Consider the following 23,943-nt stretch of genomic DNA (forward strand, 5'->3'; position numbering starts at 1 on the left):
CTCGGTGAAGGTGTCGGCGCCGCGCATAGGTCTCTCTCAGATCGAGATGCTCACATTGTCCTCGCTGCGCCTCGCTCGACCATCACAACCGGTCGGTATTTCAGCAGCCTGCTAGGGGGTGCCTCCCTGGCACACGCGGGGGAGCGGGCCGCCAGCCCATTGCGAGAGGGCCGAGTGGCACCCATGATCCGCCCGCCAACACTGGCAAGACCCTCAAACACACAGGAGAGATCTCATGTCATCAGCATTCACTTCCCGCCGTCTGACTGCGCTGGCCTTGGCCACCGCAGCATTGGGACTGGCCTCTGCGGCACAAGCCGACAACAAGAACATGCCCACCGCCAGCGATGGCTCTATGCCTTCGGTCATGGTGACCAGCACTGTGCCTGGCGGTGCCTTCGCAGGCCACACCAAGCGTGGCGTGGCACTGGATGCCGAGGCGGAGTTTCCAGCGTCGCGCCTGACTGCGGCGGAACAAGCTGCGTTTGCGGCCACCTTCAAGCCCAAGATCGCGCCTTACGCGTCGACTGCAGAAGCGCTGGACCCAGAGTCTGTCATCAACTCCGACCGCCGTTTCCGTGTCTACCCGCAAGAGTCGGGCTACCCCTACCGCGCGGTGGGCTTGCTGACCTTCAACCAAGGCTCAGGGAGCTTCTCTTGCACGGCTTGGCTCATCAGCAACAACACGGTGGCCACCGCAGGGCACTGCGTGCATTCAGGCGGCAGCACGGGGGTGTGGTCCACCAACGTGGTGTTTTACCCCGCCCGTAACGGCGGCCTCTCGCCCTATGGCTCTTGCACGGCCACGCGCTTGCACTCGGTGGCGGGCTGGACCAACAGCAACAATGCTGAATACGACTACGGTGCTGCGCGCTTGAACTGCACGATTGGCAATTCCACAGGCTGGTTGGGCCGTGCCTGGACAACGGCATCACAGGTCGGTGTGCCGATTGGCATCTTCGGTTACCCTGGCGACAAGCTCAGCGGTACGCAATGGGGTGGCGCGGGTACTGTCGCGGTGTCCGAGACCCGCAAGACGCGCTATCCGATTGACACAGCCGGCGGCCAAAGCGGCGCACCCGTGGTGCAGGCGGATGGCACAGGCCCCAGCACTTGCCAGGGTGATTGCGGCATTGCCATCCATGCGTATGCAGCCTCTGGCGGCAACAACAGTGGTACCCGCATCACCCAAACGGTGAACAACAACTTGCAGACCTGGATCAACCAGCCCTGAGGCTTTGTTCCGGGGTTCTGCAAGGACGAGGCGGTGCCGTGATAATCACCCGGCATCACCTCGCTCACCTGCCATGCCCCATTACCTGACGCTTGAAGACGCTATCGGCCGCACCCCCTTGGTTCGGCTGCAACGCCTGCCCGGTGCTGAGATTGCCCAGCGCGGCAACATCATCCTGGGCAAGCTCGAAGGCAATAACCCCGCAGGCTCGGTCAAAGACCGGCCTGCGATTCACATGATCCGCCGCGCCGAGCTGCGTGGCGAGATCAAGCCCGGCGATACGCTGATCGAAGCGACCTCCGGCAACACCGGCATTGCCTTGGCCATGGCTGCGGCCATCCGGGGCTACCGCATGGTCTTGATCATGCCGGAGGACCTCTCCATCGAGCGCGCCCAGACCATGAAGGCCTTTGGCGCCGAGCTGATCCTGACGCCCAAGTCAGGCGGCATGGAGCTGGCGCGCGACCTGGCCGAGCAAATGCAGCGCGACGGCAAGGGCAGGGTGCTCGACCAATTTGCCAACGCCGACAACCCACTGGTGCATTACGAAACCACCGGGCCCGAAATCTGGACCGATACCGACGGGCAGATCACTCACTTTGTCAGTGCCATGGGCACCACCGGCACCATCACCGGGGTCTCGCGTTACCTCAAAGAAAAGAGCAACACCGTGCGGATCATTGGGGCCCAGCCCTCAGAAGGCTCGCGCATCCCCGGTATTCGCAAGTGGCCAGAGGCCTATCTGCCCAAGATCTTTGACCCCAAGGCGGTGGACGAGTTGGTCTATGTGAGTCAAAGTGACGCCGAGGATATGGCGCGCCGCATGGCCGCCGAGGAAGGCCTGTTTGTGGGCATTTCGGCGGCGGGTGCGTGCTGGGCTGCCTTGCAAGTGGCCAAGACGGTCAGCAACGCCACCATTGTGTTTGTGGTGTGCGATCGCGGCGACCGTTATCTGTCCACCGGCGTCTTTCCGGCCTGAGCCAGCAAGCCATGAGCGCGCCCGGCTTCACCTATTGCCCGCAGTGTGCGGCGCCACTGTCTTGGGTCGAAGCCGAGGAAGACGGCGGCCCCAAGACCCGGCTGCGCTGCACCGCTTGCGGCTTTACGCACTGGAACAACCCGACGCCCGTATTGGCGGCGGTGGTGGAGTGTGTGGACCGCGACGGATTGGTGCTGCTGGCGCGCAACGCCGCTTGGCAAGGGCGCATGTTTGCGCACATCACCGGCTTCATGGAGGCCGGTGAAAGCCCCGAGGCCGGCATTGCGCGTGAAGTGCTGGAAGAAACGTCCCTGGTGGCCGAGTCCGTCAAGCTCATCGGCGTGTACGAGTTCCTGCGCATGAACCAGGTCATCATCGCCTACCATGTGCAAGCGAGAGGGGAGATCAGGCTGTCCCCCGAGTTGGCCGAATACAAGCTGTTCAAGCCCGAAGACATCATCTGCTGGCCGGCGGGCACGGGCTTGGCCATGGCTGATTGGCTGAGGGGCCGAGGCATTACGCCCCGCTTTATGGAATTCAAGGCCTAAAATCGGGGCTTACCCATCAGAGGACACGCATGGACGCGCACAAGGAAATCGACACCCGCGGGCTGAATTGCCCCCTGCCCATCTTGAAGGCCAAAAAGGCTTTGGCTGAGATGACGAGTGGTGAGATTCTGAAAGTCATCGCCACGGACCCGGGCTCAGCGCGCGACTTTCAGGCCTTTGCTCGCCAAACCGGCAATGATTTGGTCCAGCAAGACACCGTGGGCGAAGAGTTCGTCCACTATCTGCGCCGCCGCTGAAACAATAACAAAGGGCTGCCCCTTGGCAGCCCTTTTGAAGTGCGCTCAGCGCGTGAGCGTCAGAGCGACAAACCCTTCAGGTATTGCCTGAACGAAGCCCCCAATTGCGGGTGCGCCAAGGCCAACTCCACATTGGCCTCCAAAAAGCCTTCTTTGCTGCCGCAGTCATAGCGCTTGCCTTCGTACTGGTAGGCAAACACCTTCTCGCGGCGCATCAGTGCGGCAATGCCGTCGGTGAGCTGAATCTCGCCACCCACACCGCGGGGCTGGTTGGCGATTTCGCGGAACACACCGGGCGTCAGGATGTAGCGGCCAGCCACACCCAAGCGCGAAGGGGCATTCTCGGGGGCGGGCTTCTCAACGATGTGGGTCAGGTCCATCATGCGGTCATTCACCGAGGTGCCCGCCACAATGCCGTAGCGCTTGGTGTGCTCGGCCGCCACTTCTTGCACGGCCAAGATCGAGGCTTGCCACTCTTCAAACTGATCCACCATCTGCTTGAGCACGGGCGGCTGGCCCACCATCAGGTCATCGGCCAACAGCACGGCAAAGGGCTCGTTCACCACCACGCATTGGCCGCACAGCACGGCGTGGCCCAGGCCCAAGGCCTTAGGTTGGCGGATGTAGATGCACTCCATGTCGTCAGGCTTGATGGAATGCACCAGCGACAACAACTCGCGCTTGTTTTGCACTTCAAGCTCGTTTTCCAGCTCAAAGGCGGTGTCGAAATGGTCTTCAATGGCGCGCTTGTGGCGGCCATTCACAAAAATCATTTGCCGGATGCCTGCGGCATAGGCCTCTTCGACCGCGTACTGGATCAGCGGTTTGTCCACCACGGGCAACATCTCTTTGGGCTGGGCCTTGGTGGCCGGCAAAAACCGGGTGCCCAGGCCCGCCACCGGGAAGATGGCCTTGTTGATCTTGGCTTTCATGCACTCCACTCCTTGGATTTTTGAACTGCTTAACGAGGACGATTCTGGCATCTGCGTGTGACAGCAGCTTGTGCCAGATCGAACGCAAATATCAGGCAGCGGGCAATTTGTTCAATTGGCCACGTAAACCGTCCAAAGTGCGGCTGAATTCGGCCAAGCGGGCTCGCTCTTGCTCCACCACGGCAGCAGGGGCGCGGGCCACAAAGCTCTCGTTGCCCAGCTTGGCTTCGGCCTTGGTGACCTCGCCTTCAATGCGCTTGATCTCCTTGCCAATGCGCTCACGCTCAGCGGCCACATCAATCTCGACCTTCAGCGCCAAGCGCGCCTGACCGTGCACGGCCACCGGGGCCAGCTCGGTGGCGGCTGCAAACTCGGCCTCGTCGCTCAAGACCTGCACATCGCTGAGCTTGGCCAGTGCCTTCAGCAAGGGGGCTGCCGCCGTCAAAAACTCGGCGTCACCATGGGCCACCAGCGGCACGCGCTCAGCGGGCGAGAGGCCCATTTCGCTGCGCAAGGCGCGGCACACGCCGACCAGCGACTTGAGCTGAGCCACCCAGGCGTCGCTCGCTGGGTCGATCTTGCTCAGCTCAGGTCGAGGGTAGCGGGCCCCGGCCACGGTGCTGCCATCGCCCTCGGCCTTGCGGCCTGCCACCACAGCCACGGTGTTCCACAGCTCGGCCGTGATGAAGGGGGCGATGGGGTGCAACAGGCGCAGCACGGTCTCTAGGGTGCGGATCAGCGTGCGGCGGGTGGCGCGTTGCTGGGCCTCGGTGCCGGTTTGGATCTGCACCTTGGCAATTTCCAAGTACCAGTCGCAGTACTCGTCCCACACAAACTGGTAGATCGCGTTGGCCACATTGTCGAGACGGTACTCAGCAAAGCCTTGGTGCACGGCTTGCTCCACCCGCTGCAGTTCGCTGGCGATCCAGCGGTCGGCGGGGCTGAAGCTCATATAGCCATGGGCCTTGCCGCCCACCGCGCACTCTTCCTTGGTGTGCTCCATCAGGCCGCAATCTTGTCCCTCGCAATTCATCAGCGCGAACTTGGTGGCGTTCCAGAGCTTGTTGCAGAAGTTGCGGTAGCCCTCGCAGCGCTTGGAGTCAAAGTTGACGGTGCGGCCCAATGTGGCCATGGCCGCAAAAGTGAAGCGCAAGGCGTCGGCCCCATAAGCGGGGATGCCTTCCGGGAACTCCTTCTCGGTGTTCTTACGCACCTTGGGTGCCGTCTCGGGCTTGCGCAAGCCCACCACGCGCTTGTCCAGCAGCGGGGCCAGCTCGATGCCGTCGATCAGGTCGACCGGGTCCAGCACATTGCCCTCGGACTTGCTCATCTTGTGGCCCTGAGCGTCCAGCACCAGGCCGTGGATGTAGACATCCTTGAAGGGCACTTTGCCGGTGAAGTGCTTGGTCATCATGATCATCCGGGCGACCCAGAAGAAGATGATGTCGTGGCCGGTCACCAGCACCGAGCTGGGCAAGAACAGGTCTTGCTCAATCGTTTTCTCAGGCCAGCCCAAGGTGGAGAAGGGCACCAGGGCCGAGGAGTACCAGGTGTCCAGCACGTCTGGGTCGCGCGTCAGGGCGCCGGTGTAGCCTGCGGCACTGGCCTGCGCACGGGCATCCGCCTCATGGCGGGCCACAAAGACCTCGCCGTTCTCGCCATGCCACGCCGGGATCTGATGGCCCCACCAGAGCTGGCGCGAGATGCACCAGTCCTGAATGTTCTTCATCCACTGGTTGTAGGTGTTGACCCAGTTCTCGGGCACGAACTTCACCGCGCCGGAATCCACCGCTTCGATGGCTTCTTCGGCAATGCTTTGGCCGTTGGCGCCCGCCTTGGTCATGGCCACAAACCACTGGTCGGTCAGCATGGGCTCGATGATCTGCCCGGTGCGCGCGCACTTGGGCACCATCAGCTTGTGCTTCTTGACCTCCACCAACAGGCCTTCAGCGTCCAGTTGAGCCACGATCTGCTTGCGCGCCACAAAGCGGTCCAGGCCGACGTAAGCGGCCGGGATGTCGGTCGCCTCGTGGGCGCTGACCTTGGCTTGCAGGTTGAAGATGGTCAGCATGGGCAGGCCGTGACGCAGGCCGACTTGGTAGTCGTTCTGGTCGTGGGCGGGTGTCACCTTGACCACGCCCGTGCCAAAAGCCTTGTCCACATAGTCGTCGGCAATCACCGGCACCAGGCGGCCGGTGATGGGCAGACGCACTTGCTTTCCGATCAGGTGGGTGTAGCGCTCGTCTTCAGGGTGCACCATCACGGCGGTATCGCCCAGCATGGTTTCGGGCCGTGTGGTGGCCACCACCAGAGAGTCAGCGCTGCCCTCAACAGGGTAGCGGATGTGCCACAGCGAGCCGTCGGCCTCTTCGTTCTCGACCTCCAGGTCGGAGACGGCGGACTGCAGGATCGGGTCCCAGCTCACCAAGCGCTTGCCGCGGTAGATCAGACCTTCTTCGTAGAGGCGCACAAAGGTCTCGGTCACCACGGTGGAGAGCTTCTCGTCCATGGTGAAGTACTCGTGGTCCCAACTCACCGAGGCGCCCATGCGGCGCATCTGGCCGGTGATGGTGGAGCCACTTTGCTCCTTCCACTCCCAGACCTTGGCCACAAAGTTTTTGCGCGCTTCTTGGGGCGTTGGGCCCATGTCGTAGCGGCTGATGCCCTTTTCTTGCAACTGGCGCTCCACCACGATCTGGGTCGCAATGCCCGCGTGGTCGGTGCCCGGCACCCACAGCGTGTTGAAGCCACTCATGCGGTGATAGCGCGTGAGCGAGTCCATGATGGTTTGGTTGAAGGCGTGGCCCATGTGCAGCGTGCCCGTCACATTGGGTGGCGGCAATTGCACGCAGAAAGACGGCTTGGAGGTGTCCAGCGTGGGCTGGTAGAGGCCGCTTTGCTCCCACAACGTGGCCCAATGGCGCTCAAGTTGGGAGGGGTCGAAGGATTTCGCGAGTTCAGTCATGGCACATCCAGGCATTACCTAGCTTTACGTCAAGCCACGGTCAACGCCAAACCGAGTTAGGGAGTTGCTCAATTGTAGGTGGTGGTCTAGGGTGTCACGCTGTGTGCTGCGACCGCCGTGTTACCGTTGTTTTGGTGTGGCTGCCCCCGAAAAGGAAGAAAGACGATGCGAGCTCCTCAGACTGCTTTACAGACCCCCACTGTGCGCCGCCTGGCAATGGGCTTGACCTTGGCCGCTACTGCTGCCTTGACAGCCTGCGGCGGCGGGGATGACGGCGCTGTTGTGCCACCGCCTTTGAGCTGCTCTGTGCCCGACCAGAACGTTTGGCTGCGCAGCTATATGAACGACTGGTACTACTGGTACGCGCTCAGCCCAGACCCGAGTCCTGTCGGTTTCACCAGCGTCGACAGCTACTTCAAGGCCAAGCTTTACCAAGGCGGCAATGCTGCCTTCCCCGCCGACCGCTGGAGCTATTCCACGCCGACGGCCGACTACGACCGCTTCTTCGGCGCGGGGCAGACCATGGGCTACGGGGTGATGGTGGCAGGCCGTGAGGTGACCGGACGCCCTGACTTGCCGCTCTACATCCGCTACGTGGAGCCCGGCTCTCCGGCCGCAGTGGCGGGCTTGGCGCGGGGAGACCAAATTTTGAGCATCAATGGTGTGTCCGCTGCTGCGCTCATCGCTGATGGCCGGTATGCGGCCCTCAGCGCCACGGCTGCGGGGCAGGCCATCAATATGGTGGTGGGCTCTGCCAGTGGCAGCCGCAATGTCAACGTGACCTCGGCCGTCTACGCCCTGGTGCCGGTGCCCACCACCAACACCGTCATCTCTGTGGGCGGGCGCAAGATGGGCTACGTGATGGTCAAGGACATGATCAGCCAAGCCATCAATCCGCTGGATGCGGCCTTTGCGCAGTTCAAACGTGACGGCATCTCTGAAGTCATGATCGATCTGCGCTACAACGGTGGCGGCTTGGTCGATACGGCCAAGAAGATTGCGTCCTATACCTCGGCGCAGCGCACGTCGGGCGCGGTGTTTGCCAGCTTGCTTTACAACGACAGGCATCAGTCCTCCAATCAAGACTTCCGCTTTGAGTCGCCCGCCAATGCGCTGGCCCTGACGCGCGTTTACGTGCTGACCGGCTCACGCACCTGTTCGGCCAGTGAGCAGTTGATCAGCGCCTTGTCGCCCTTTGTGAGCGTGGTCACCATTGGTGACACCACCTGCGGCAAACCGGTGGGCTTCCTGCCCCAGGCCGATGGTTGTGGCACCACCTACAGCACGGTGAACTTTGAATCGGTGAACGCCCGCAACGAGGGCCGCTACTTCAATGGCTTTGCCGCTACCTGCCCGGTGGCCGAAGACTTCAGCAAGCCTTTGGGCTCGGTCAGCGAGCCCTTGCTGGTGGCTGCCGCCAACCATGCCGATGGCCTGGGCTGCCCGGTGACGAATGACCGGGCTCAGCCGCAGTCGGCATCGTCCAAGCTGCTCAAGTCCTGGCAGGGCGAGCCCGGTGACCGCTTTGGCGGCATGGTGGCGCGCTGATCCTTTCCCGCATGCACGTGCAAAGGGCCTGCAACTGCAGGCCCTTTTTTCATGGCGGTATAGCCCAGCGCTGGTGAGCGCAGGGCATGGGTTTACATCAGCAAGTGTTCGCCCGCGTTCTCGCCGCCCAAGATCACATAGTTGACCCGGCGCAGGTCATGCAGGGCACGCCCGCCCGCATAAGAGATGGAGCTTTGCAGGTCTTCCTGCATCTCGCGCAGGGTGTCGGCCAGCTTGCCCTTGACGGGCTCCAAAATGCGCTTGCCTTCCACGTGCTTGTACTCGCCCTTGTTGAAGTCGCTGGCCGAGCCGTAGTACTCCTTGTAGAGCTTGCCGTCCACCTCCACGGTGGAGCCCGGCGATTCTTCATGGCCCGCAAAGAGTGAGCCCACCATCACCATGGCGGCGCCAAAACGCACGCTCTTGGCAATGTCGCCATGGTGGCGAATTCCGCCGTCGGCAATGATGGGCTTGGTGGCCACGCGGGCACACCACTTCAGCGCGCTGAGCTGCCAGCCGCCCGTGCCAAAACCCGTCTTCAGGCGGGTGATGCACACCTTGCCGGGGCCAATGCCCACCTTGGTGGCGTCGGCGCCCCAGTTCTCCAGGTCGATCACGCCCTCGGGCGTGCCCACATTGCCCGCGATGATGAAGGCCTGCGGCAGCTTGGCCTTGATGTACTCGATCATCTGGCGCACGCTCTCGGCGTGGCCATGGGCAATGTCGATGGTGATGTAGTCGGCCCCCACGCCTTCGGCCGCCAAGCGGTCGATGACCTCCCGGTCTGCAGGCTTGACGCCGGAGCTGATGGACACCATCAAGCCCTTGTCGCGCATCTGCTTGGCAAAGGCCACGTTGTCCAGGTCAAAGCGGTGCATGACGTAGAAATAGCCATTGGCGGCCAAGAACTCGGCAATGCGCTCGTCCAGCACCGTCTTCATGTTGGCGGGCACCACCGGCAGCTTGAAGCGGCGACCGCCGAACTCCACGCTGGCGTCGCACTCGGCGCGGCTTTCTACCCGGCACTTGCGCGGCAAGAGCAGGACGTTGTCATAGTCAAAAATTTCCATCTCACAGGCTCCATTGAGGATGCGGCGCGTTGAATAGCAGTGCGCCGACAAAGGGCTGCGAGCGCTTGACCTGGAGACTCGGCTCACCTGGCAGGGCGCCAAGTGCTTTCCGGCCCACTGCGAGCCAGTGGCAACGGAAATAAAAAACCGAGCGCCAGAATTTGGGCCCGGTGATCGATTGTACGCAGGCTCTGAGCTTGGCGCAGCGGGCGGTGTATGCACCCTGTCACAAGCCGTGGCGCCAAAGCCACCGGCGCCCTCTCTACAATCCGCCGATGGAGTTCCACCACGCCTTGGCGCCAGCGCCTCTTTTTGACAATCCCTCTGTGCCCGCCGGCGCTTTGTTGCGAGGTTTGAACCCCGAGCAATATCAAGCAGTCACCTTGCCGCATGTGCCCGCCCTGATCCTCGCAGGCGCGGGCTCGGGCAAGACCCGGGTGCTCACCACCCGTATCGCCTGGCTGCTGCAAACGGGGCAGATGTCGCCCGGCGGCGTGATGGCGGTGACCTTCACCAACAAGGCCGCCAAAGAGATGCTGACCCGCCTCTCGGCCATGCTGCCCGTGAACGTGCGGGGCATGTGGATTGGCACCTTCCACGGCTTGTGCAACCGCTTTTTGCGCGCCCACTGGAAGGTCGCGGGTCTGCCGCAGGCCTTTCAGATCTTGGACACCAGCGATCAGCTCTCCGCCGTCAAGCGTGTCATCAAGGGCATGAACTTGGATGAAGAGCGCTTTGTACCCAAGCAGGTGAGTTGGTTCATTGCGGGGTCTAAAGAAGATGGCAAACGCCCGGGCGATGTGGTCATCCATGATGGCCAGACCCAGAAGCTGGTGGAGATCTACCAAGCCTATGAAGACCAGTGCCAGCGCGAGGGCGTGGTCGATTTTGCCGAGCTGATGCTGCGCACCTATGAGCTGATGCGCGACAACGCCCCACTGCGCGAGCACTACCAGCGCCGCTTTGGCCACATCTTGGTGGACGAATTCCAAGACACCAACCGGCTGCAATACGCTTGGCTCAAGATGTTTGCGGGGCCGCAGTGCTCGGTGCTGGCGGTGGGCGATGACGACCAAAGCATCTACGCCTTCCGCGGTGCGCAGGTGGGCAATATGGCCGACTTCGAGCGCGAGTTCCGCGTCCAGCACATCATCAAGCTGGAGCGCAATTACCGCTCCTGCGGCAACATCTTGGATGCCGCCAACCACCTGATTGGCCATAACAGCCGACGCCTGGGCAAAAACCTGCGCACCGAAGCCGGGCCGGGTGAGCCTGTGCGGGTGCAAGAGTCCGCCAGCGACTACAGCGAAGCGCAGTGGATTCTCGAAGAAGCCCAGCAGTTGCACCGCCAAGGCATGGCGCGGCGCGAGATCGCCATCCTTTACCGCAGCAATGCGCAGTCGCGGGTGATCGAGTCGGCGCTCTTCAATGCTGGTATTCCGTATCGCGTCTATGGCGGCCTGCGCTTCTTCGAGCGGGCCGAGGTCAAGCATGCGCTGGCCTATTTGCGGCTGGTCGAAAACTGCAATGACGACACCAGTTACCTGCGCGTGGTGAATTTCCCCACCCGGGGCATTGGGGCGCGCACGTTGGAGCAACTTCAAGACGCTGCCCGCATCAGCGGCCGCAGCCTGTGGCAAAGCGTGGGCGCGGTGGGCGGCAAGGGCGGCGGCAACTTGGTGGCCTTCAACCTACTGATCGACAGCCTGCGCCATGAGACCCGCGGCCTGACGCTGCGCGAAATCATTGAGGTCATGCTGCAGCGCAGTGGCTTGGTCGACTTCTATCGCACCGAGAAGGAAGGCGCCGACCGTATCGAGAACTTGGAAGAACTGGTCAACGCCGCCGAGGCCTTTGTTACCCAAGAAGGGTTTGGCAAAGACGCCGTGGCCTTGCCGGTCGATGAGTTGGCCCCCGGCAGCATGGCTGAAGGCCTGCCACGCGCAGTGGCTGCGGTGGACCTGACACCCGACGCGGAGACGGGCGAAATCATGAGCCCGCTGGCCGCCTTCTTGACGCATGCTGCGCTGGAAGCGGGCGACAACCAAGCCCAGGCCGGGCAAGACGCCATTCAGTTGATGACCGTGCACTCGGCCAAGGGCCTGGAGTTTGACGCGGTCTTCATCACCGGCTTGGAAGAAGGCCTGTTCCCGCACGAGAACTCGGCCAGCGAACCCGATGGCCTGGAGGAAGAGCGCCGCCTGATGTACGTGGCCATCACCCGGGCTCGGCAGCGGCTGTACCTGAGCTTCAGCCAAACCCGCATGCTGCATGGCCAGACGCGCTATCACATCAAGAGCCGCTTCTTTGACGAGCTGCCCGAGACCGCGCTGAAGTGGCTGACCCCGCGCACCCAGGGTTTTGGCAGTGGTTTCTCGCGAGACTACCAAGCGGCTTGGCAACGTGGCAGCGGCTTGCAGTCCATGGTGGGCGCGGGGCAGCAGCCCTTCCGCGCGCCACCACCCGCGCCGCCGCCCATGGCATCGCGCAGCCCCACCGAGGTGGGCGGTCAGCGCTTCAAAGCGGGCATGTCGGTTTTCCACACCAAGTTTGGCGAAGGGGTGATCGTGACCCTGGAGGGCAGCGGCACCGAGGCCCGCGCCCAAGTCAACTTTGGCCGCCATGGCCCCAAGTGGCTGGCCTTGAGTGTGGCCAAGCTCACCATCGTGGAGTGAGGCCTTGGTTGCTGCCCACTGCACTCGCCAAATCCATGCCCGAGGCTGGCTGGCGATGTCGGTGTGCAAGGCGCTGTGGATGCTGCTGGCTTGCTGGCCGCTGGTGGCACACAGCGCGCCGCTCAGTCGCATCTTGGCCATTGAGGACGAAGCGCGTTCGAGACCCGACCTGGCCCGTGACAAGCTCCTGATGATGCGGGCGGGCATGGCCCCAGATGATCCGGAGCAAATTGATCTCTTGCGCGTGCTGGGGTCTGTCTCACACGACTTGGGGCAGGTCGCACAGGCGGAACGCTACGCCATGGAGTTGGATCAGCGTGGCCTGCGGCTCGCACCCGCTCGCGCGCGCGAAGATGCGCGGGCAGCCGCCGCTTGCCTGCGCGCGGAGCTGAGCCGCAACAAGACACCTTTGGGTCAGTTGGATACCTTGGCCGATGATGTGCTGCCCACCCTGAATGCCGACAGCCGCTTGGGTGTGCATTTGGCTTGTCTCAATACCAGCGCGGCACTCAAGGAAAGCCTGGGCAACTTGGAACAGGCCATTGCCCGCCACCAAGAGGCGCTGCGCTTGGCCGATGCGGCCCCCCTGCATTGGGCATCCATCAGCTTTCGCAGCGTGATGGCCGATGCGTATCGGCGCGCCGGTCACTTGGAGCGTGCGCAGTCCATCAACGACGAGGCAAGGGCACTGGCCACGCAGCGAGGCGACTGGCGTTCTCTGACCGAGGTCTTGCTGGTCGAGTCCATCTTGGCCACGGCCAGAGGCGACCAAAAGGCTGAAATGGAGGCCTTGCAGCAAGCCATCGCGTTTGCCAAGCGCGGCGGCTCGGTGCGCGATGAAGCCTTGGCCACGGGCAATCTGTCAGATGCCTACTTGCAGCGCAAAGATTACGCCCAGGCGCTGCGCACCGCTGAGCGGGCGCTGCCCCTGGCCCAGCAGGCGCATTACCGCGAGGCCGAAGTCCTGGCCCAGCTCAATATGGGCTTTGCTCTGATCGGGCTGCAGCGCAAGACTGAGGGCGTCGCCGTCATTCGTAGCGTGGTGGAGGGCTATCGTCGGTCGAACGAAGTGGTGGAGATCGCCGAGGTCATGCTCGAACTCGGGGGGCTGCTGGAGGAAACCGGCCAGTGGGCCGACGCCTATGAGGCCTATCGTGACTACCGACACTCTGCCGACGAGGTGTCGCGCCAAGCCCGTCTGCACGTGGTGCTGGAGTTGCAGGAAAGCTTTGATGCCGAGCGGCGGCATCGCGACCGCGCTTTGCTGGCCGACGAGAACCATCTCAAGGAGGAGGCGCTGACCCGTTCAACGCTGATGTTCAGGCTGTGGGTCTTGGTCTCGGCCTTGGCCTTGGTTTTGTTGGCCTTGGCGGTGTTCTTCTATGGCCGCATGCGCCGCTTGCAACTGGCGCTGCGCAGCAACAACGAGAAGCTCAAAGTCCAGGGTGAGCAAGACCCCTTGACGGGCCTGGCCAACCGGCGCTACGGCCAAGCCCTGATGGCCAGCAGTGTGGTGGCGCGCGGCACGCTTTACTTGTTGGACCTGGATCACTTCAAACACATCAATGACACCTACGGCCATGCTGCAGGCGATGTGGTGCTGATTGAGGTGGCTCGGCGGCTCAAGGCAGTGCTGCGAGAAAACGACCGCGTCTATCGCTGGGGTGGGGAAGAGTTCTTGATCCTCGTGCGCTCCAGCACGCCCGAGCAAACGGACCTGCTGGCACAGCGCCTCTTGCAGTCGCTGGCGGCCTTGCCTGTGATGGTGGAGCAACGTCATCTGGCCGTTACCGCCTCTATCGGTTATGCCGACTTCCCCTTGTCACCCGGCCCTCTGGAGCTGCAATGGGACCAGGCCCTGGATGTGGTGGACGCGGCCATGTACCTGGCCAAAACCCAGGGCCGCAATCGGGCCTGTGGCATTCGTCATCTCTCCGCCCACAACACGGCTGAGTTGCAGGCCTTGATGCAAGACTTTGAAGGCGCTTGGCGGCGCGGCGGCTTGACGCTGACCGAGACTGCTGGCCTTGCGCCGCTGGGGGAGACCTCATGAGAGGGTTGGGCCTTGCAGTGATCTGGGTGGGCTGCCTGCTGACCGCCCTGGATGCAGCGGCGACCCTGCGGCCTGAGCCCGCAGCATTGGCCTCACCGTCCACCGCCGCCGACGCGATGAGCTGGACCTATGAGTGGCAGAGCTATGGGTTTGATGCGCCGGAGCGCGCCCAGCAAGCCCTGGAGAGCGCGCTGGCCCAGCCCCCGAGTGGTGTTCCGCAGGCGCAGTGGCGGCGCATGGTGTGGCACAGCCGAGCCATGGTGGCGGCTGCGGTGGGGGATGCTGCCACGCATGAGCAGGCGCTGCAGCAACTGCAGGCCCTGGCCTCGGAAACCGGGGGGCTGGCCGCCGTCGATCGGGCCTTGGCGCAGGCGGTGATGCATGCCTATCGGGCGCAATCTACGCAGGCCAGCGACTTTGCTCAGAAGGCTGCGCTCGGCTATGAGTCGGCCTGTGGGGGCACGCCTCAGCCGATCTTTTGCGATGCCCGCTCGGGTTGGCGCGCCGCGCACATTCGCAGTGTCTCTGCCTTGAGACAAGGTGTCTCGGTGGAGGCCAAAGGCTTTGCCCAAGACGCAGAGCGCTGGGCCGAGCGATCCGGCGATATGCGCCTCAAGGTGCGCGCGGCCACGCTGCTGGCCGTGGTGTCCCAGCGCTTGTCGGAAACAGATCGCAGCCAGCGGTATGTGCAGCAGGCGGAAGTGATGGCCCGGCAGGCCAATGCGCTGGATGCGTTGGCGTGGCTGCGCATTGAGCAGGCCGCGCTGCGTACCGCGCAACGTGACAGCCAGGGGGCGCAGTGGGCCCTGCAGGAGGCGCGTCGCTTGGCCAAGCAGTTTGGCTCGCCGCGCATGGAAGCGCAGATGGCGGTGGAATTCAGCGCGAGCTATCTGCAGGAAGGCAAGCCCAAAGAAGCGTTGGCAGTGGTGCTGGAGGCGCTGCCCGTGGTGCGGCGGTTCAATGACTTGCATTTCGTGGCGCCACTGCTTCACAACAGTGGCTTGGCGCGTTTGGCCTTGGGGCAGGTGAGTACCGCCACCCAAGAGTTGGAGTCTGCGCTGACCCTGTGGCGAGAAGGTGGCGCGCAAGGGGCGATGCTCATAGGCCTGCGCGAGCATGCCGACGCCCTGGCTCAGCGGGGCGATGCTCGCGCGGCTTTGGCGCTCTACCACCGCGAGCAGGCCTTGCGCGAAGAAATGCACGAGGCCAATCGAGAGGCCAGCTTGAGAGAGCTGAGGGCTCGCTACCGGACTGAAGCCGAGCAGCAGGAGCTGGCGCTGCTGGAGCGCGACAACGCGGTGAAGGCGGCGAGGCTGGAAAACCAACACCTTCAGCAGCGCATCTGGGCGGTGGCCGCCGGCTTGTTGGTGGCGGCACTGGCAGGCGTGGTGGTGCTGGTGCAGCGCACGCGCAAGGCCAACCTGCAGTTGCGTCGTAGCGAGGCGTTTTTGCGGGTCCAAAGTGAACGTGATCCGCTGACGGGCTTGGCGAATCGCCGGCACTTTCGCGATGTCTTGGCGGTACAGGCTGCGCCGGCCATTGCGGGCGCAGCACCTGGGTTCATGCGGGCGCATGTCAGCGGGCTGGGGGCGGCGGCTCACGGCGCGGGCTTTGAAGGCGGGCTGCTGCTGGTTGACGTGGATCACTTCAAGCGCATCAACGACGAGTACGGCCATGCTGCAGGTGACGCCGTGCTGGTGGAGCTGTCTCGGCGCCTGGGCGGCACCGTGCGCAGCGACGACCTGGTCTGCCGCTGGGGCGGTGAAGAGTTTTTGATCTTTGTGCCTGGCTTGGCGGCCGAGAGCTTGGACATCCAAGCGCGCCGCTTACTGGCCGTGGTGGGGGATAGCCCCGTGACCCTGCCTGACGGTCGGCAGTTGGCTGTCACGGCCTCACTCGGCTGGGCGCGCTTTCCGCTGCCCAGGCAGATGGTGGCCCTGGACTGGGAGCAAGCCGTGAACTTGGTCGACATGGCCTTGTACTCGGCCAAAGGCCGGGGCCGTGATTGCGCGGCCGGCTTGACGGCGCTGTCGGTGTCTGATGCCGCAGAGCTGAGCGCCGTGGAGCAAGACTTCGAAGCCGCCCTCAACCGTGGCCAGGTCGCCCTGGCCGTGCAAGCGCGGGATCAGGCGGATTCAGGCTCGCCAAAGCAGTCACGGTAAGTCGGGTAGAGCGAGGCCTGGAAGGCCCCGATCATGGCAATGCCCAAGGGCACCACGGCCAACATGGTCAGCCCACCGCCCAAGATGCCCGACAGCAGCGCCACAACCGCCGTGGCCCCCACCAGCACGCCGGCCCAGGCCAGGCCAAATAGGGTGAAGGCGGCCTTGGCGCGCCACAAGGCAATGGTGCTGGAAAACAAAGCCTGCGCCACGCTTTGCTGGCCCCACAAGACCAGAGCCGGCGCATGCCAAAAGGGCAGGCCCACCAAGGTGGTGGCGATCAGCCGCATGAGCATGCCTTGCGCAATCGCGGGCGAAACAGCCAACTGTTCCATATCCTGAGACTTGGCCATGGCGTCGGACAGCAGGCCCAACTGACGGTTGAACTCGCCGCCGTCCAGCACATCACACATCAAAATGGACAGCACACAAGCCAGCATATAGATCGCGCAGAGCTGCAGCAGATTGCGGCGCACCAGTGGGCCTTGGCGCCAAGGCTCCGCAAACACCTGCGGCTGCACCAGTTGCCCGCGCGCCGTGCGCAAGCCCGCGCACATATAGGCCAGGCCCAACAGCGGCACCATCATCAGCGCCAGGGGGCTGCCCACCACCGGGATCAGGCCCAGCAACTGAGCCGCCAACAGGAACATCACGAACAAGCTCGCAAAGCCCATGGGTTGCTTGAAGAAATTGGCCAAGCCTTCTCGCACCCACTGCACGCCGGCAGAGGCGGGTGGCGTCAACAGTCTGAGTCCCATGATGGTGTGTCTGGTGTTCGGTAAGTGAGGGGGGGCGTCAAAGGGCAGGGCGCCATGGCTGGGCGCGGCAGTCTTGCAGCACGCGCTCCAAATGGGCCGGGTCCTTGGGGGTGAGCAGCGAGGCGGCCCGTGGCAAGTGCCAGTCCGCCAAGCGTGAGAGCCAGAACCGTAGCGCGGCCATGCGGCGCATGGCGGGCAACAGCCGCCATTCTGCCGCTGTCACGGGCTGCCCCGCTTGCGTACGGGTTTGGGCATAGCCTTCGCACAGGGCTTGGGCCGCATCGGGCACCAAGTGGCCGGTGCTCAGGTCTACGCACCAGTCGTTCAGCGTGACGGCCAAGTCGAACACCCAATGGTCCACGCCCGCGAAGTAGAAGTCGATCACGCCGCTGAGCGACTCGCCATCAAACAGCACGTTGTCGCGGAACATGTCCGCATGCACCGCGCCTTGGGGGGCATGCTGCGCATCGGCTGAAGCCAAGCTCAGTTGCTGGTGGGCCAACTCTTCTTGCAACAGCACGGCTTGCGCGCCTTGCAGATATGGGGCCACTACCTGCGCAGCCTGCTCGCGCCACTGCGGCCCTCTGAGGTTGGGCTGGCGCAGCGGGGCGTCTGTCGCCGCCATGTGCAAGCGGGCTGAGAGTGCACCGGCCTGGCGGATCTGCCCAAGCGTGGGCGCCACCACATCTTTGCCCTTCAAGCAGTTCACCAGCGCTGCGGGCTTGCCGCTGACCTCGTGGATCAAGCTGCCCTCAGGCCCTGCCACTGGCGCAGGCACGGGCAGGCCCCGGTCAGCCAAATGACGCATGAGCTGCAAATAAAACGGCAACTCGGCGGTGGAGAGGCGCTCAAACAGCGTCAGCACCCACACGTCGGTGGCGGTGCGAACAAAGTAATTGGTGTTCTCAATCCCGGCGCCGATGGGCGTCAAAGAGTGCAGGGGCCCGAGCCCCAAGCGCGTCAACAGCGCCTCAGCGGCCTCGGGCTGAACGTCGGTGTAGACGGCCATGGCAAATCGTTAAGTCAGGCAGGCTGCCGCCAAGGCAGCCGATACAGGTTGATGGGACTTACTCAAAGCAGGCGGGGCAAGCCGAAGCCAGGACGCCATGCCTGATTTGCGTCAGTCCTCGATTAGAAGTTCAGGGCCCACCAGACCCGCTTGCCCGACTTAGTGTCGGCTTCCACGGCTCGGCCGGTGGTGTCAGGCACGGTGATGTCATAGGCCCTGGCGCCTGGCACCTTGGACTGCACGGTGATGCGCACCGTCTGGCCACGCACCTTGAGCGACTCAATGCGGTTTTGATCGTCCTCGATCACGCTGCGCTCTACCGCAGCCTCGCCGCCGCGCGCGCCGGAATCGGCGGGCGTGGGCTCGGCCGCCAGCACGGGCAGCACTGCGGCGCAGGAAAGTGCCAGAGCAAGGGCGGAGGGCAGGCTGATTTTGAGCATGTCGCGAAGTGTACCTGGGGCCACACTGCCTACTCCGCGCCACAATGGCTGCATGCAAGACCCCGCACTGCCCAATCAAGCCTCCCTGCTGCTGGTGGATGGCTCCAGCTACCTCTACCGCGCCTTTTTTGCCGGCGGTGAGGCCATGAGCATCACCTTGCCCGACGGCACGGTGCAAAAAACCGGTGCCATCCGCATCATGATCAATATGATGCAAAAGCTGCTCAAAGACCAGCCGGCCGTCTACGCCGCCTGCGTGTTTGACGCCAAAGGCCCGACCTTTCGCGACGCTATTTACCCCGACTACAAAGCCCAGCGCAGCCCCATGCCCGACGATTTGCGCAGCCAAATCGCGCCCATCCACGAGGTGGTGCGCTTGATGGGCTGGCCGGTGCTGGACGTTCCCGGGGTGGAGGCCGACGACGTGATTGGCACTCTGGCGGTGGCCGCCGCCAATCAAGGCATGAACGTGATTGTGTCCAGCGGCGACAAAGACCTGGCGCAGTTGGTGAATGAGCGCATCACCATCATCGACACCATGAGCGGCAAGGTGCGCGACCTGGCCGGGGTGGAGGCCGAATTTGGTGTGCCCGCGTGCCTGATGCTGGACTATCAAATGCTGGTTGGCGACACAGTGGACAACGTGCCTGGCGTGCAGGGTGTGGGCCCCAAAACAGCGGTGAAGCTGCTGCAGGAATACGGATCGATCGACCACCTGATCGCCCAGGCGGATCAGGTGAAAGGCGCCGTGGGCGAGAAACTGCGCAAGGCGCTGGACTGGCTGCCCACCGGCCGCCAGCTGCTGACCATCAAAACCGATTGTGATTTGAACGGCTGGGTGCCCGGCCTGCCGGCGCTGGACGCGGTGCGCCTGGGAGAGCCACAAACCGCGCCTCTGCGCGCGTTTTACGACACCTATGGCTTCAAAGGACTGGCCAAAGCGCTGGGCGGCGACGGGGCTTCACCCCCTCTCCCCGCTGGGGAGAGACCTGGGATGAGGGGCGAGCCCGCCCACGACCTCTTCAGCGAAGCCCCATCCGCGCCCCCCGCGCCCGCCAGCACACTGGCCTGCGACACCATCCTCAGCTGGGGCGCCTTCTACCGTTGGCTGGCCAAAATCGAGGCCGCAGAACTCACCGCCATCGATACCGAAACCACCTCGCTCGACGAGATGGTGGCGCAGATCGTGGGCATCTCTTTCAGCGTGGCGCCCGGCGCGGCAGCCTACATTCCGCTACGACACGAAGGCCCGGACGCGCCCGAGCAACTGCCGTTTGACGAGGTGCTGGCTAAACTGAAACCTTGGCTGGAAAACCCGGCCAAGGCCAAGCTGGGCCAACACATCAAATACGACCGCCATGTGTTCGCCAACCACGGCATCGAGGTGCGCGGTTATGCGCACGACACCATGCTGCAAAGCTATGTGCTGGAAGTGCACAAGCCCCACGGCCTCTCCAGCCTGGCCGAGCGCCACCTGGGCCGCAGCGGCATCAGCTACGAAGACCTGTGTGGCAAGGGCGCGCACCAAATCCCGTTCGCCCAAGTGGCGGTCGACAAGGCCGCCGAGTATTCCTGTGAAGACAGCGAACAAACCCTGTGTGTGCACCAGGTGTTGTGGCCGCAGATCGCAGCCAACGCCAAGCTGGCCTTCATCTACCAGCTCGAAATCGACAGCAGCGAAGCGCTCTACCGCATCGAGCGCAACGGCGTGCTGATCGACGCACCCACCCTGGCCGCCCAAAGTCACGAACTGGGCCAGCGCATCGTGCAGCTGGAGCAAGACGCCTACGCCATCGCCGGCCAGCCCTTTAACCTGGCCAGCCCCAAGCAGCTGGGCGAGATCTTTTTTGACAAGCTGGGCATGCCGGTCATCAAAAAAACTGCCACCGGCGCGCGCAGCACCGACGAAGAGGTGCTGGAAAAACTGGCCGAAGACTATCCCCTGCCCGCCAAGCTGCTGGAGCACCGCTCACTGAGCAAACTCAAAGGCACTTACACCGACAAGCTGGCCCAGCTGGCGCTGCCGCGCACCGGCCGGGTGCACACCCATTACGCGCAGGCGGTGGCGGTCACCGGGCGGCTGTCCAGCAACGACCCCAACCTGCAAAACATTCCTATCCGCACCGCCGATGGCCGCAAGGTGCGCGAAGCCTTTGTGGCCGCGCCGGGCCACTTCATTGCCAGCGCCGACTACAGCCAAATCGAGTTGCGCATCATGGCCCACCTGAGCGGCGACGAAGCCTTGCTCAAAGCCTTTCACGAAGGCATGGACGTGCACCGCGCTACCGCAGCCGAGGTGTTTGGTATCAACCCGGCCGAGGTCAGCAGCGAACAGCGCCGCTACGCCAAGACCATCAACTTCGGCTTGATCTACGGCATGGGCACCTTCGGCCTGGCTAAGTCTCTCGGTATCGAAAACGCCGCCGCCAAATCCTACATCGACCGCTACTTTGCGCGTTTTGCAGGCGTCAAACGCTACATGGACGAAACACGCGAACTCGCCAAACAGCAAGGCCATGTGGAAACCGTGTTTGGCCGCAAGCTGGTATTGCCCGACATCCAGAACGCCAAAGGCGCCAAGCTCGCCGCGCTGGAGCGCCAGGCCATCAATGCACCGATGCAGGGCACGGCGGCTGATTTGATCAAGCTGGCCATGGTGGCCGTGCAAAACGCGTTGGACACCGAGCAGCGCGCCAGCCGCATGGTCATGCAGGTGCATGACGAACTGGTGCTGGAAGTGCCCGAAGCCGAGCTGGACTGGGCCCGCGAGGCCATTCCGCGACTGATGGCCGGTGTGGCGCAGATGCGCGTGCCGCTGCTGGCCGAAGTGGGCGTGGGCAACAACTGGGACGAGGCGCACTGAGGCAGCGGCTGCTGGTGCGCTGCAGCTTGCGCGGGCACAGAGCTTGCTGCATACACCACCGTATGGTCATGTCTGACGCAACCCTGACACTCTAGGGTTGTCGCTCTGGGTGTTTTCGCGCTGGTGCGCGTCAGCTCCCTTGGGCATGATGCCAACAAACAAAATCAGCCACCGTCTGTCATCATGTCCAGCCCGCTACAGGTTCTCTGCCTTTCCACCAAGACTCCGGACTTGTTCACCTCGGCTTTCGGGCCGTTTGTGACCCAAGCCTGCCCGTCTTTGGACGATGCGTCTGCCCGACTGCATCAAGAGAGCCACCACGCCCTGCTGATCGACCTGAACCTGATCGGTGGCGTCGAGGTGTTGGCCGCCTGGACGGGGCTGCCCAGTGCTTTGCTGGACACCACCGTGGTGGTCATGTCCATAGAGCCCTCCTGGGCCTTGTGCCAACGCTTGATGCAGTTGGGCATCCGCGAGGTCATCTCCACCCGCGAGGTCAACCCCGAGATGCTGGGCCGTGTGCTGCGCCTGGCCATTGAGCGCAAGCGCACCGACGACATCGCCCGCCGCGCCCTGAGCAGCGACCTGGCTACCGGCCTGCCCAACCACAGCCAGTTGATGGAGCACATGACCCATCTCCTGGCCCTGCGTGAGCGTGAGCCCGCCTCCATGGCCCTGATCGTGCTGCAGCTCGACGGCTTCCGCCCCGTTGAGTCGGCCTACGGTGTTGAAGCCGCCAACGTGCTGCGCCGCAAAGCCGCCGTGCGCCTGCGCGCCTCGCTGCGCGCCAGCGACGTGGTCGCCTCCTTGGGCAGCGACATGTTCGCTGTGCTCTTGGCCTGGATAGACGCCGAAGACGATGGCCAGCGCGTCGCTCAAAAGCTGGTGCAAACCGTGATGCAGCCCTTCCAGGTCGGCGGCCAGTCCGTGCCCATTACCGCCCGCGCTGGCGTGGGCCAGTACCCCGCCCACGGCCGCGACGCGCAATCCCTGCTGCGCCATGCCGCCACCCAGGCGTCAGTCGGCCAGCTCGGCCGCTTGCTGGCGGCGGATGCGGCGGCGAATGACGATTGAGCTTGTCTGACGGCCGCACTGCCAGTTCAGCGGCTCTTTGAGAGGGTGGCCTGCCGGCCCAGGCGCGGGGTAGGCCCCAGGGCTCATGGAGAGGCGGTCGGCTAAAGCCGACTCCCTTCGGTGCTCGGACAAGGCCGTGCGCCGTCAAACTCCCTCCGCTCCCAGGCTTTGCCCGGTCGCTGCGGTCAAACAATGACGGCGAGTATGTTCTTGAAGCGCGTGAATACACGCGCCACGCCCTTGCCCTGCGCGCCTCAGCACCTCTCAAATCGCCCCCGGGCCTACCCCGCGCCTGGGCGGGTGGCGTGGTGGCACGGGGTTCGTCTTGGGGCAGACTTTGCGTGTACTTCAGCCGGAGCGATACGCGACCGCTCGCTATCGGCATTTGCAACACGCCCCACTACTTTGTCTGGCCTGCGACGCGCTTCCAAACAATGGCTTCGGTCGCATGAGGGCGCCGACCCGTGATGTCCGCGACAAGCCACTCGCCCTCTCGCAGCGCGACAATGTTCTCAGCACCGATGCTGGCGAACGGAATCTTCACCCGCCAGTACCAAGGTGTGGCAGCAGCACCTGTGCGTTTCCAGCTCAGGTAAAGGAAGCGGGCTTGGGGTGTTCCGTGGACAAACGGACCGCGAAAATCGATGCCTCCGCTCAAGTCATCGACCAGCGCTTCGGCTGAACACTCAAAGTGCATCTCACCGTTCTTGCCGGGCCGCCCGGCATGCACGATCTGCTTCTTGTCCTGAATGCCGACGTCCAGTGCGCCTTCTTCAGCCGGGGTTGCGGGCATTGACCTGCAAACGAGGCGGAGTAGGAGTTTCTTGGTCGTTGGGGCCATGAGTGGGGTGCTGGATTGCAGAGGTGGCGGAGTCCTGAGGGTTGACTGAATACTCAAGACCTGTCCTCGATCTTCCACGGCATCTTGAAACACAGGTCACAGGACTTAAAACAGCATCAATGATTTACATAGCCGGCTGGCCCGGTCTTATAGATCCAGTCCGTGCTGATAGATGGTTTTGCCCTCGGGCTCACCGTTGGAGTGCCTCCGACTCTCTCAGGGGAAACTTGGAGAGAATTGCTTTGCAGCCCGTGATGATTGGCGGAAGGTATGTTTGATCGAAACCGTCCGTGTAGCTGTGGGACTCGTTGATGTGGTCTGGCGTGATGGATATCTTGACTTGAATGTGACCACAAGTTTGCGCTGAGAGTTCAACCCCGAGAGTAGGCTCAATACAGCGCAACTCCGCTCGCCCCTCAAGGGATTGGTAAAGGGTCTCGGTTTCGTGAAGCAGACCGTAGATGTCACGTCTCATGTGATCATTGGCCGATTCGAAGCTGGCCGCTACTTCAGGCCAGAGCTGTCCTGAGCGAGT

Annotated in this window: 18 protein-coding genes; 10 read left to right on the forward strand and 8 right to left on the reverse strand. The window is 63.4% G+C overall.

Translation table 11 applies throughout. The features are described from left to right. Positions 1-235 precede the first annotated feature (235 nt). The 4 genes from ACIQ3Q_RS19725 (at position 236) to ACIQ3Q_RS19740 (ending at position 3,018) form a co-directional block, all read left to right on the forward strand. Positions 236-1,234 carry a trypsin-like serine peptidase gene (locus tag ACIQ3Q_RS19725; protein WP_396270913.1) on the forward strand — a complete coding sequence of 333 codons (999 nt, stop codon included), beginning with the start codon at positions 236-238 and terminating at the stop codon, positions 1,232-1,234. Between the two features lie 73 nt (positions 1,235-1,307). Further along, entirely contained in the window at positions 1,308-2,213 is a 906-nt protein-coding gene (gene cysM, locus ACIQ3Q_RS19730) for a cysteine synthase CysM (protein WP_396270914.1), read from the forward strand. An 11-nt stretch (positions 2,214-2,224) separates the two neighbouring features. After that, complete coding sequence (locus tag ACIQ3Q_RS19735) at positions 2,225-2,761, forward strand: NUDIX domain-containing protein (RefSeq protein WP_396270915.1); 537 nt, start codon at positions 2,225-2,227, stop codon at positions 2,759-2,761. 29 nt (positions 2,762-2,790) lie between these two features. After that, a complete protein-coding gene (locus tag ACIQ3Q_RS19740) occupies positions 2,791-3,018 on the forward strand; it encodes a sulfurtransferase TusA family protein (protein ID WP_396270916.1) in 228 nt (75 codons plus the stop codon). Between the two features lie 59 nt (positions 3,019-3,077). On the opposite strand, the gene galU is transcribed toward ACIQ3Q_RS19740, so the two are convergent. Continuing rightward, positions 3,078-3,950, reverse strand: coding sequence for a UTP--glucose-1-phosphate uridylyltransferase GalU (gene galU / locus ACIQ3Q_RS19745; protein ID WP_396270917.1), 873 nt, complete (start codon positions 3,948-3,950; stop codon positions 3,078-3,080). A 91-nt stretch (positions 3,951-4,041) separates the two neighbouring features. Further along, positions 4,042-6,915, reverse strand: coding sequence for a valine--tRNA ligase (locus ACIQ3Q_RS19750; RefSeq protein ID WP_396270918.1), 2,874 nt, complete (start codon positions 6,913-6,915; stop codon positions 4,042-4,044). 201 nt (positions 6,916-7,116) lie between these two features. Here ACIQ3Q_RS19750 and ACIQ3Q_RS19755 point away from each other — a divergent pair, with 201 nt between their 5' ends. Beyond that, positions 7,117-8,463 (forward strand): S41 family peptidase, encoded by a 1,347-nt coding sequence (locus ACIQ3Q_RS19755; protein WP_396270919.1) that lies wholly within the window; start codon positions 7,117-7,119, stop codon positions 8,461-8,463. A gap of 92 nt (positions 8,464-8,555) precedes the next feature. On the opposite strand, the gene ACIQ3Q_RS19760 is transcribed toward ACIQ3Q_RS19755, so the two are convergent. Further along, the gene (locus ACIQ3Q_RS19760) at positions 8,556-9,533 is read right to left on the reverse strand and encodes a GMP reductase (RefSeq protein WP_396270921.1); all 978 of its coding nucleotides are present in this window, start codon (positions 9,531-9,533) and stop codon (positions 8,556-8,558) included. Between the two features lie 275 nt (positions 9,534-9,808). Between ACIQ3Q_RS19760 and ACIQ3Q_RS19765 the strand changes: the two genes are divergently transcribed. The 3 genes from ACIQ3Q_RS19765 to ACIQ3Q_RS19775 are packed head-to-tail and all read left to right on the forward strand — an operon-like array spanning position 9,809 to position 16,423. Further along, on the forward strand, positions 9,809-12,208 hold the full coding sequence (locus ACIQ3Q_RS19765; RefSeq protein ID WP_396270922.1) for a UvrD-helicase domain-containing protein: 2,400 nt from the start codon (positions 9,809-9,811) through the stop codon (positions 12,206-12,208). Between the two features lie 4 nt (positions 12,209-12,212). Further along, positions 12,213-14,261: a diguanylate cyclase domain-containing protein gene (locus ACIQ3Q_RS19770; RefSeq protein ID WP_396270923.1), complete on the forward strand. Its 2,049-nt coding sequence runs from the start codon at positions 12,213-12,215 to the stop codon at positions 14,259-14,261. Continuing rightward, entirely contained in the window at positions 14,258-16,423 is a 2,166-nt protein-coding gene (locus tag ACIQ3Q_RS19775; protein WP_396270924.1) for a diguanylate cyclase, read from the forward strand. The genes ACIQ3Q_RS19770 and ACIQ3Q_RS19775 overlap by 4 nt, the downstream gene beginning before the upstream one ends. Here ACIQ3Q_RS19775 and ACIQ3Q_RS19780 read toward each other — a convergent pair. From ACIQ3Q_RS19780 to ACIQ3Q_RS19790, 3 genes are all read right to left on the reverse strand, one after another. Beyond that, positions 16,387-17,181 carry a BPSS1780 family membrane protein gene (locus tag ACIQ3Q_RS19780; RefSeq protein ID WP_396270925.1) on the reverse strand — a complete coding sequence of 265 codons (795 nt, stop codon included), beginning with the start codon at positions 17,179-17,181 and terminating at the stop codon, positions 16,387-16,389. The two genes, ACIQ3Q_RS19775 and ACIQ3Q_RS19780, sit on opposite strands and share 37 nt — an antisense overlap. 37 nt (positions 17,182-17,218) lie before the next feature. Further along, positions 17,219-18,190 (reverse strand): homoserine kinase, encoded by a 972-nt coding sequence (locus ACIQ3Q_RS19785; RefSeq protein ID WP_396270926.1) that lies wholly within the window; start codon positions 18,188-18,190, stop codon positions 17,219-17,221. Between the two features lie 122 nt (positions 18,191-18,312). Continuing rightward, the gene (locus ACIQ3Q_RS19790; protein ID WP_396270927.1) at positions 18,313-18,630 is read right to left on the reverse strand and encodes a hypothetical protein; all 318 of its coding nucleotides are present in this window, start codon (positions 18,628-18,630) and stop codon (positions 18,313-18,315) included. A gap of 52 nt (positions 18,631-18,682) precedes the next feature. Here ACIQ3Q_RS19790 and polA point away from each other — a divergent pair, with 52 nt between their 5' ends. Both polA and ACIQ3Q_RS19800 read left to right on the forward strand, forming a co-directional pair. Further along, positions 18,683-21,493 carry a DNA polymerase I gene (polA, locus tag ACIQ3Q_RS19795; RefSeq protein WP_396270928.1) on the forward strand — a complete coding sequence of 937 codons (2,811 nt, stop codon included), beginning with the start codon at positions 18,683-18,685 and terminating at the stop codon, positions 21,491-21,493. Positions 21,494-21,676: 183 nt separating this feature from the next. Continuing rightward, positions 21,677-22,567, forward strand: a complete 891-nt coding sequence (locus tag ACIQ3Q_RS19800) for a diguanylate cyclase domain-containing protein (protein ID WP_396270929.1) — start codon at positions 21,677-21,679, stop codon at positions 22,565-22,567. A 400-nt stretch (positions 22,568-22,967) separates the two neighbouring features. Here ACIQ3Q_RS19800 and ACIQ3Q_RS19805 read toward each other — a convergent pair whose 3' ends face one another. Then, positions 22,968-23,408 carry a DUF5990 family protein gene (locus ACIQ3Q_RS19805; RefSeq protein WP_396270930.1) on the reverse strand — a complete coding sequence of 147 codons (441 nt, stop codon included), beginning with the start codon at positions 23,406-23,408 and terminating at the stop codon, positions 22,968-22,970. A gap of 190 nt (positions 23,409-23,598) precedes the next feature. Further along, positions 23,599-23,943 (reverse strand): hypothetical protein (locus ACIQ3Q_RS19810; RefSeq protein WP_396270931.1); only part of this gene is annotated, 345 nt, incomplete at its 5' end.

Origin of the sequence: Ideonella sp. (genome assembly GCF_044358605.1) — a bacterium.
Taxonomy (GTDB): Bacteria; Pseudomonadota; Gammaproteobacteria; order Burkholderiales; family Burkholderiaceae_C; genus Ideonella.

What these genes read in the sequence shown, in the direction of transcription:
- ACIQ3Q_RS19725 (WP_396270913.1), top strand. Translation starts at nt 236, where the DNA reads ATGTCATCAGCATTCACTTCCCGCCGTCTGACTGCGCTGGCCTTGGCC.
- cysM (WP_396270914.1), top strand. Translation starts at nt 1,308, where the DNA reads ATGCCCCATTACCTGACGCTTGAAGACGCTATCGGCCGCACCCCCTTG.
- ACIQ3Q_RS19735 (WP_396270915.1), top strand. Translation starts at nt 2,225, where the DNA reads ATGAGCGCGCCCGGCTTCACCTATTGCCCGCAGTGTGCGGCGCCACTG.
- ACIQ3Q_RS19740 (WP_396270916.1), top strand. Translation starts at nt 2,791, where the DNA reads ATGGACGCGCACAAGGAAATCGACACCCGCGGGCTGAATTGCCCCCTG.
- galU (WP_396270917.1), bottom strand. Translation starts at nt 3,950, where the DNA reads ATGAAAGCCAAGATCAACAAGGCCATCTTCCCGGTGGCGGGCCTGGGC.
- ACIQ3Q_RS19750 (WP_396270918.1), bottom strand. Translation starts at nt 6,915, where the DNA reads ATGACTGAACTCGCGAAATCCTTCGACCCCTCCCAACTTGAGCGCCAT.
- ACIQ3Q_RS19760 (WP_396270921.1), bottom strand. Translation starts at nt 9,533, where the DNA reads ATGGAAATTTTTGACTATGACAACGTCCTGCTCTTGCCGCGCAAGTGC.
- ACIQ3Q_RS19765 (WP_396270922.1), top strand. Translation starts at nt 9,809, where the DNA reads ATGGAGTTCCACCACGCCTTGGCGCCAGCGCCTCTTTTTGACAATCCC.
- ACIQ3Q_RS19775 (WP_396270924.1), top strand. Translation starts at nt 14,258, where the DNA reads ATGAGAGGGTTGGGCCTTGCAGTGATCTGGGTGGGCTGCCTGCTGACC.
- ACIQ3Q_RS19780 (WP_396270925.1), bottom strand. Translation starts at nt 17,181, where the DNA reads ATGGGACTCAGACTGTTGACGCCACCCGCCTCTGCCGGCGTGCAGTGG.
- ACIQ3Q_RS19785 (WP_396270926.1), bottom strand. Translation starts at nt 18,190, where the DNA reads ATGGCCGTCTACACCGACGTTCAGCCCGAGGCCGCTGAGGCGCTGTTG.
- ACIQ3Q_RS19790 (WP_396270927.1), bottom strand. Translation starts at nt 18,630, where the DNA reads ATGCTCAAAATCAGCCTGCCCTCCGCCCTTGCTCTGGCACTTTCCTGC.
- polA (WP_396270928.1), top strand. Translation starts at nt 18,683, where the DNA reads ATGCAAGACCCCGCACTGCCCAATCAAGCCTCCCTGCTGCTGGTGGAT.
- ACIQ3Q_RS19800 (WP_396270929.1), top strand. Translation starts at nt 21,677, where the DNA reads ATGTCCAGCCCGCTACAGGTTCTCTGCCTTTCCACCAAGACTCCGGAC.
- ACIQ3Q_RS19805 (WP_396270930.1), bottom strand. Translation starts at nt 23,408, where the DNA reads ATGGCCCCAACGACCAAGAAACTCCTACTCCGCCTCGTTTGCAGGTCA.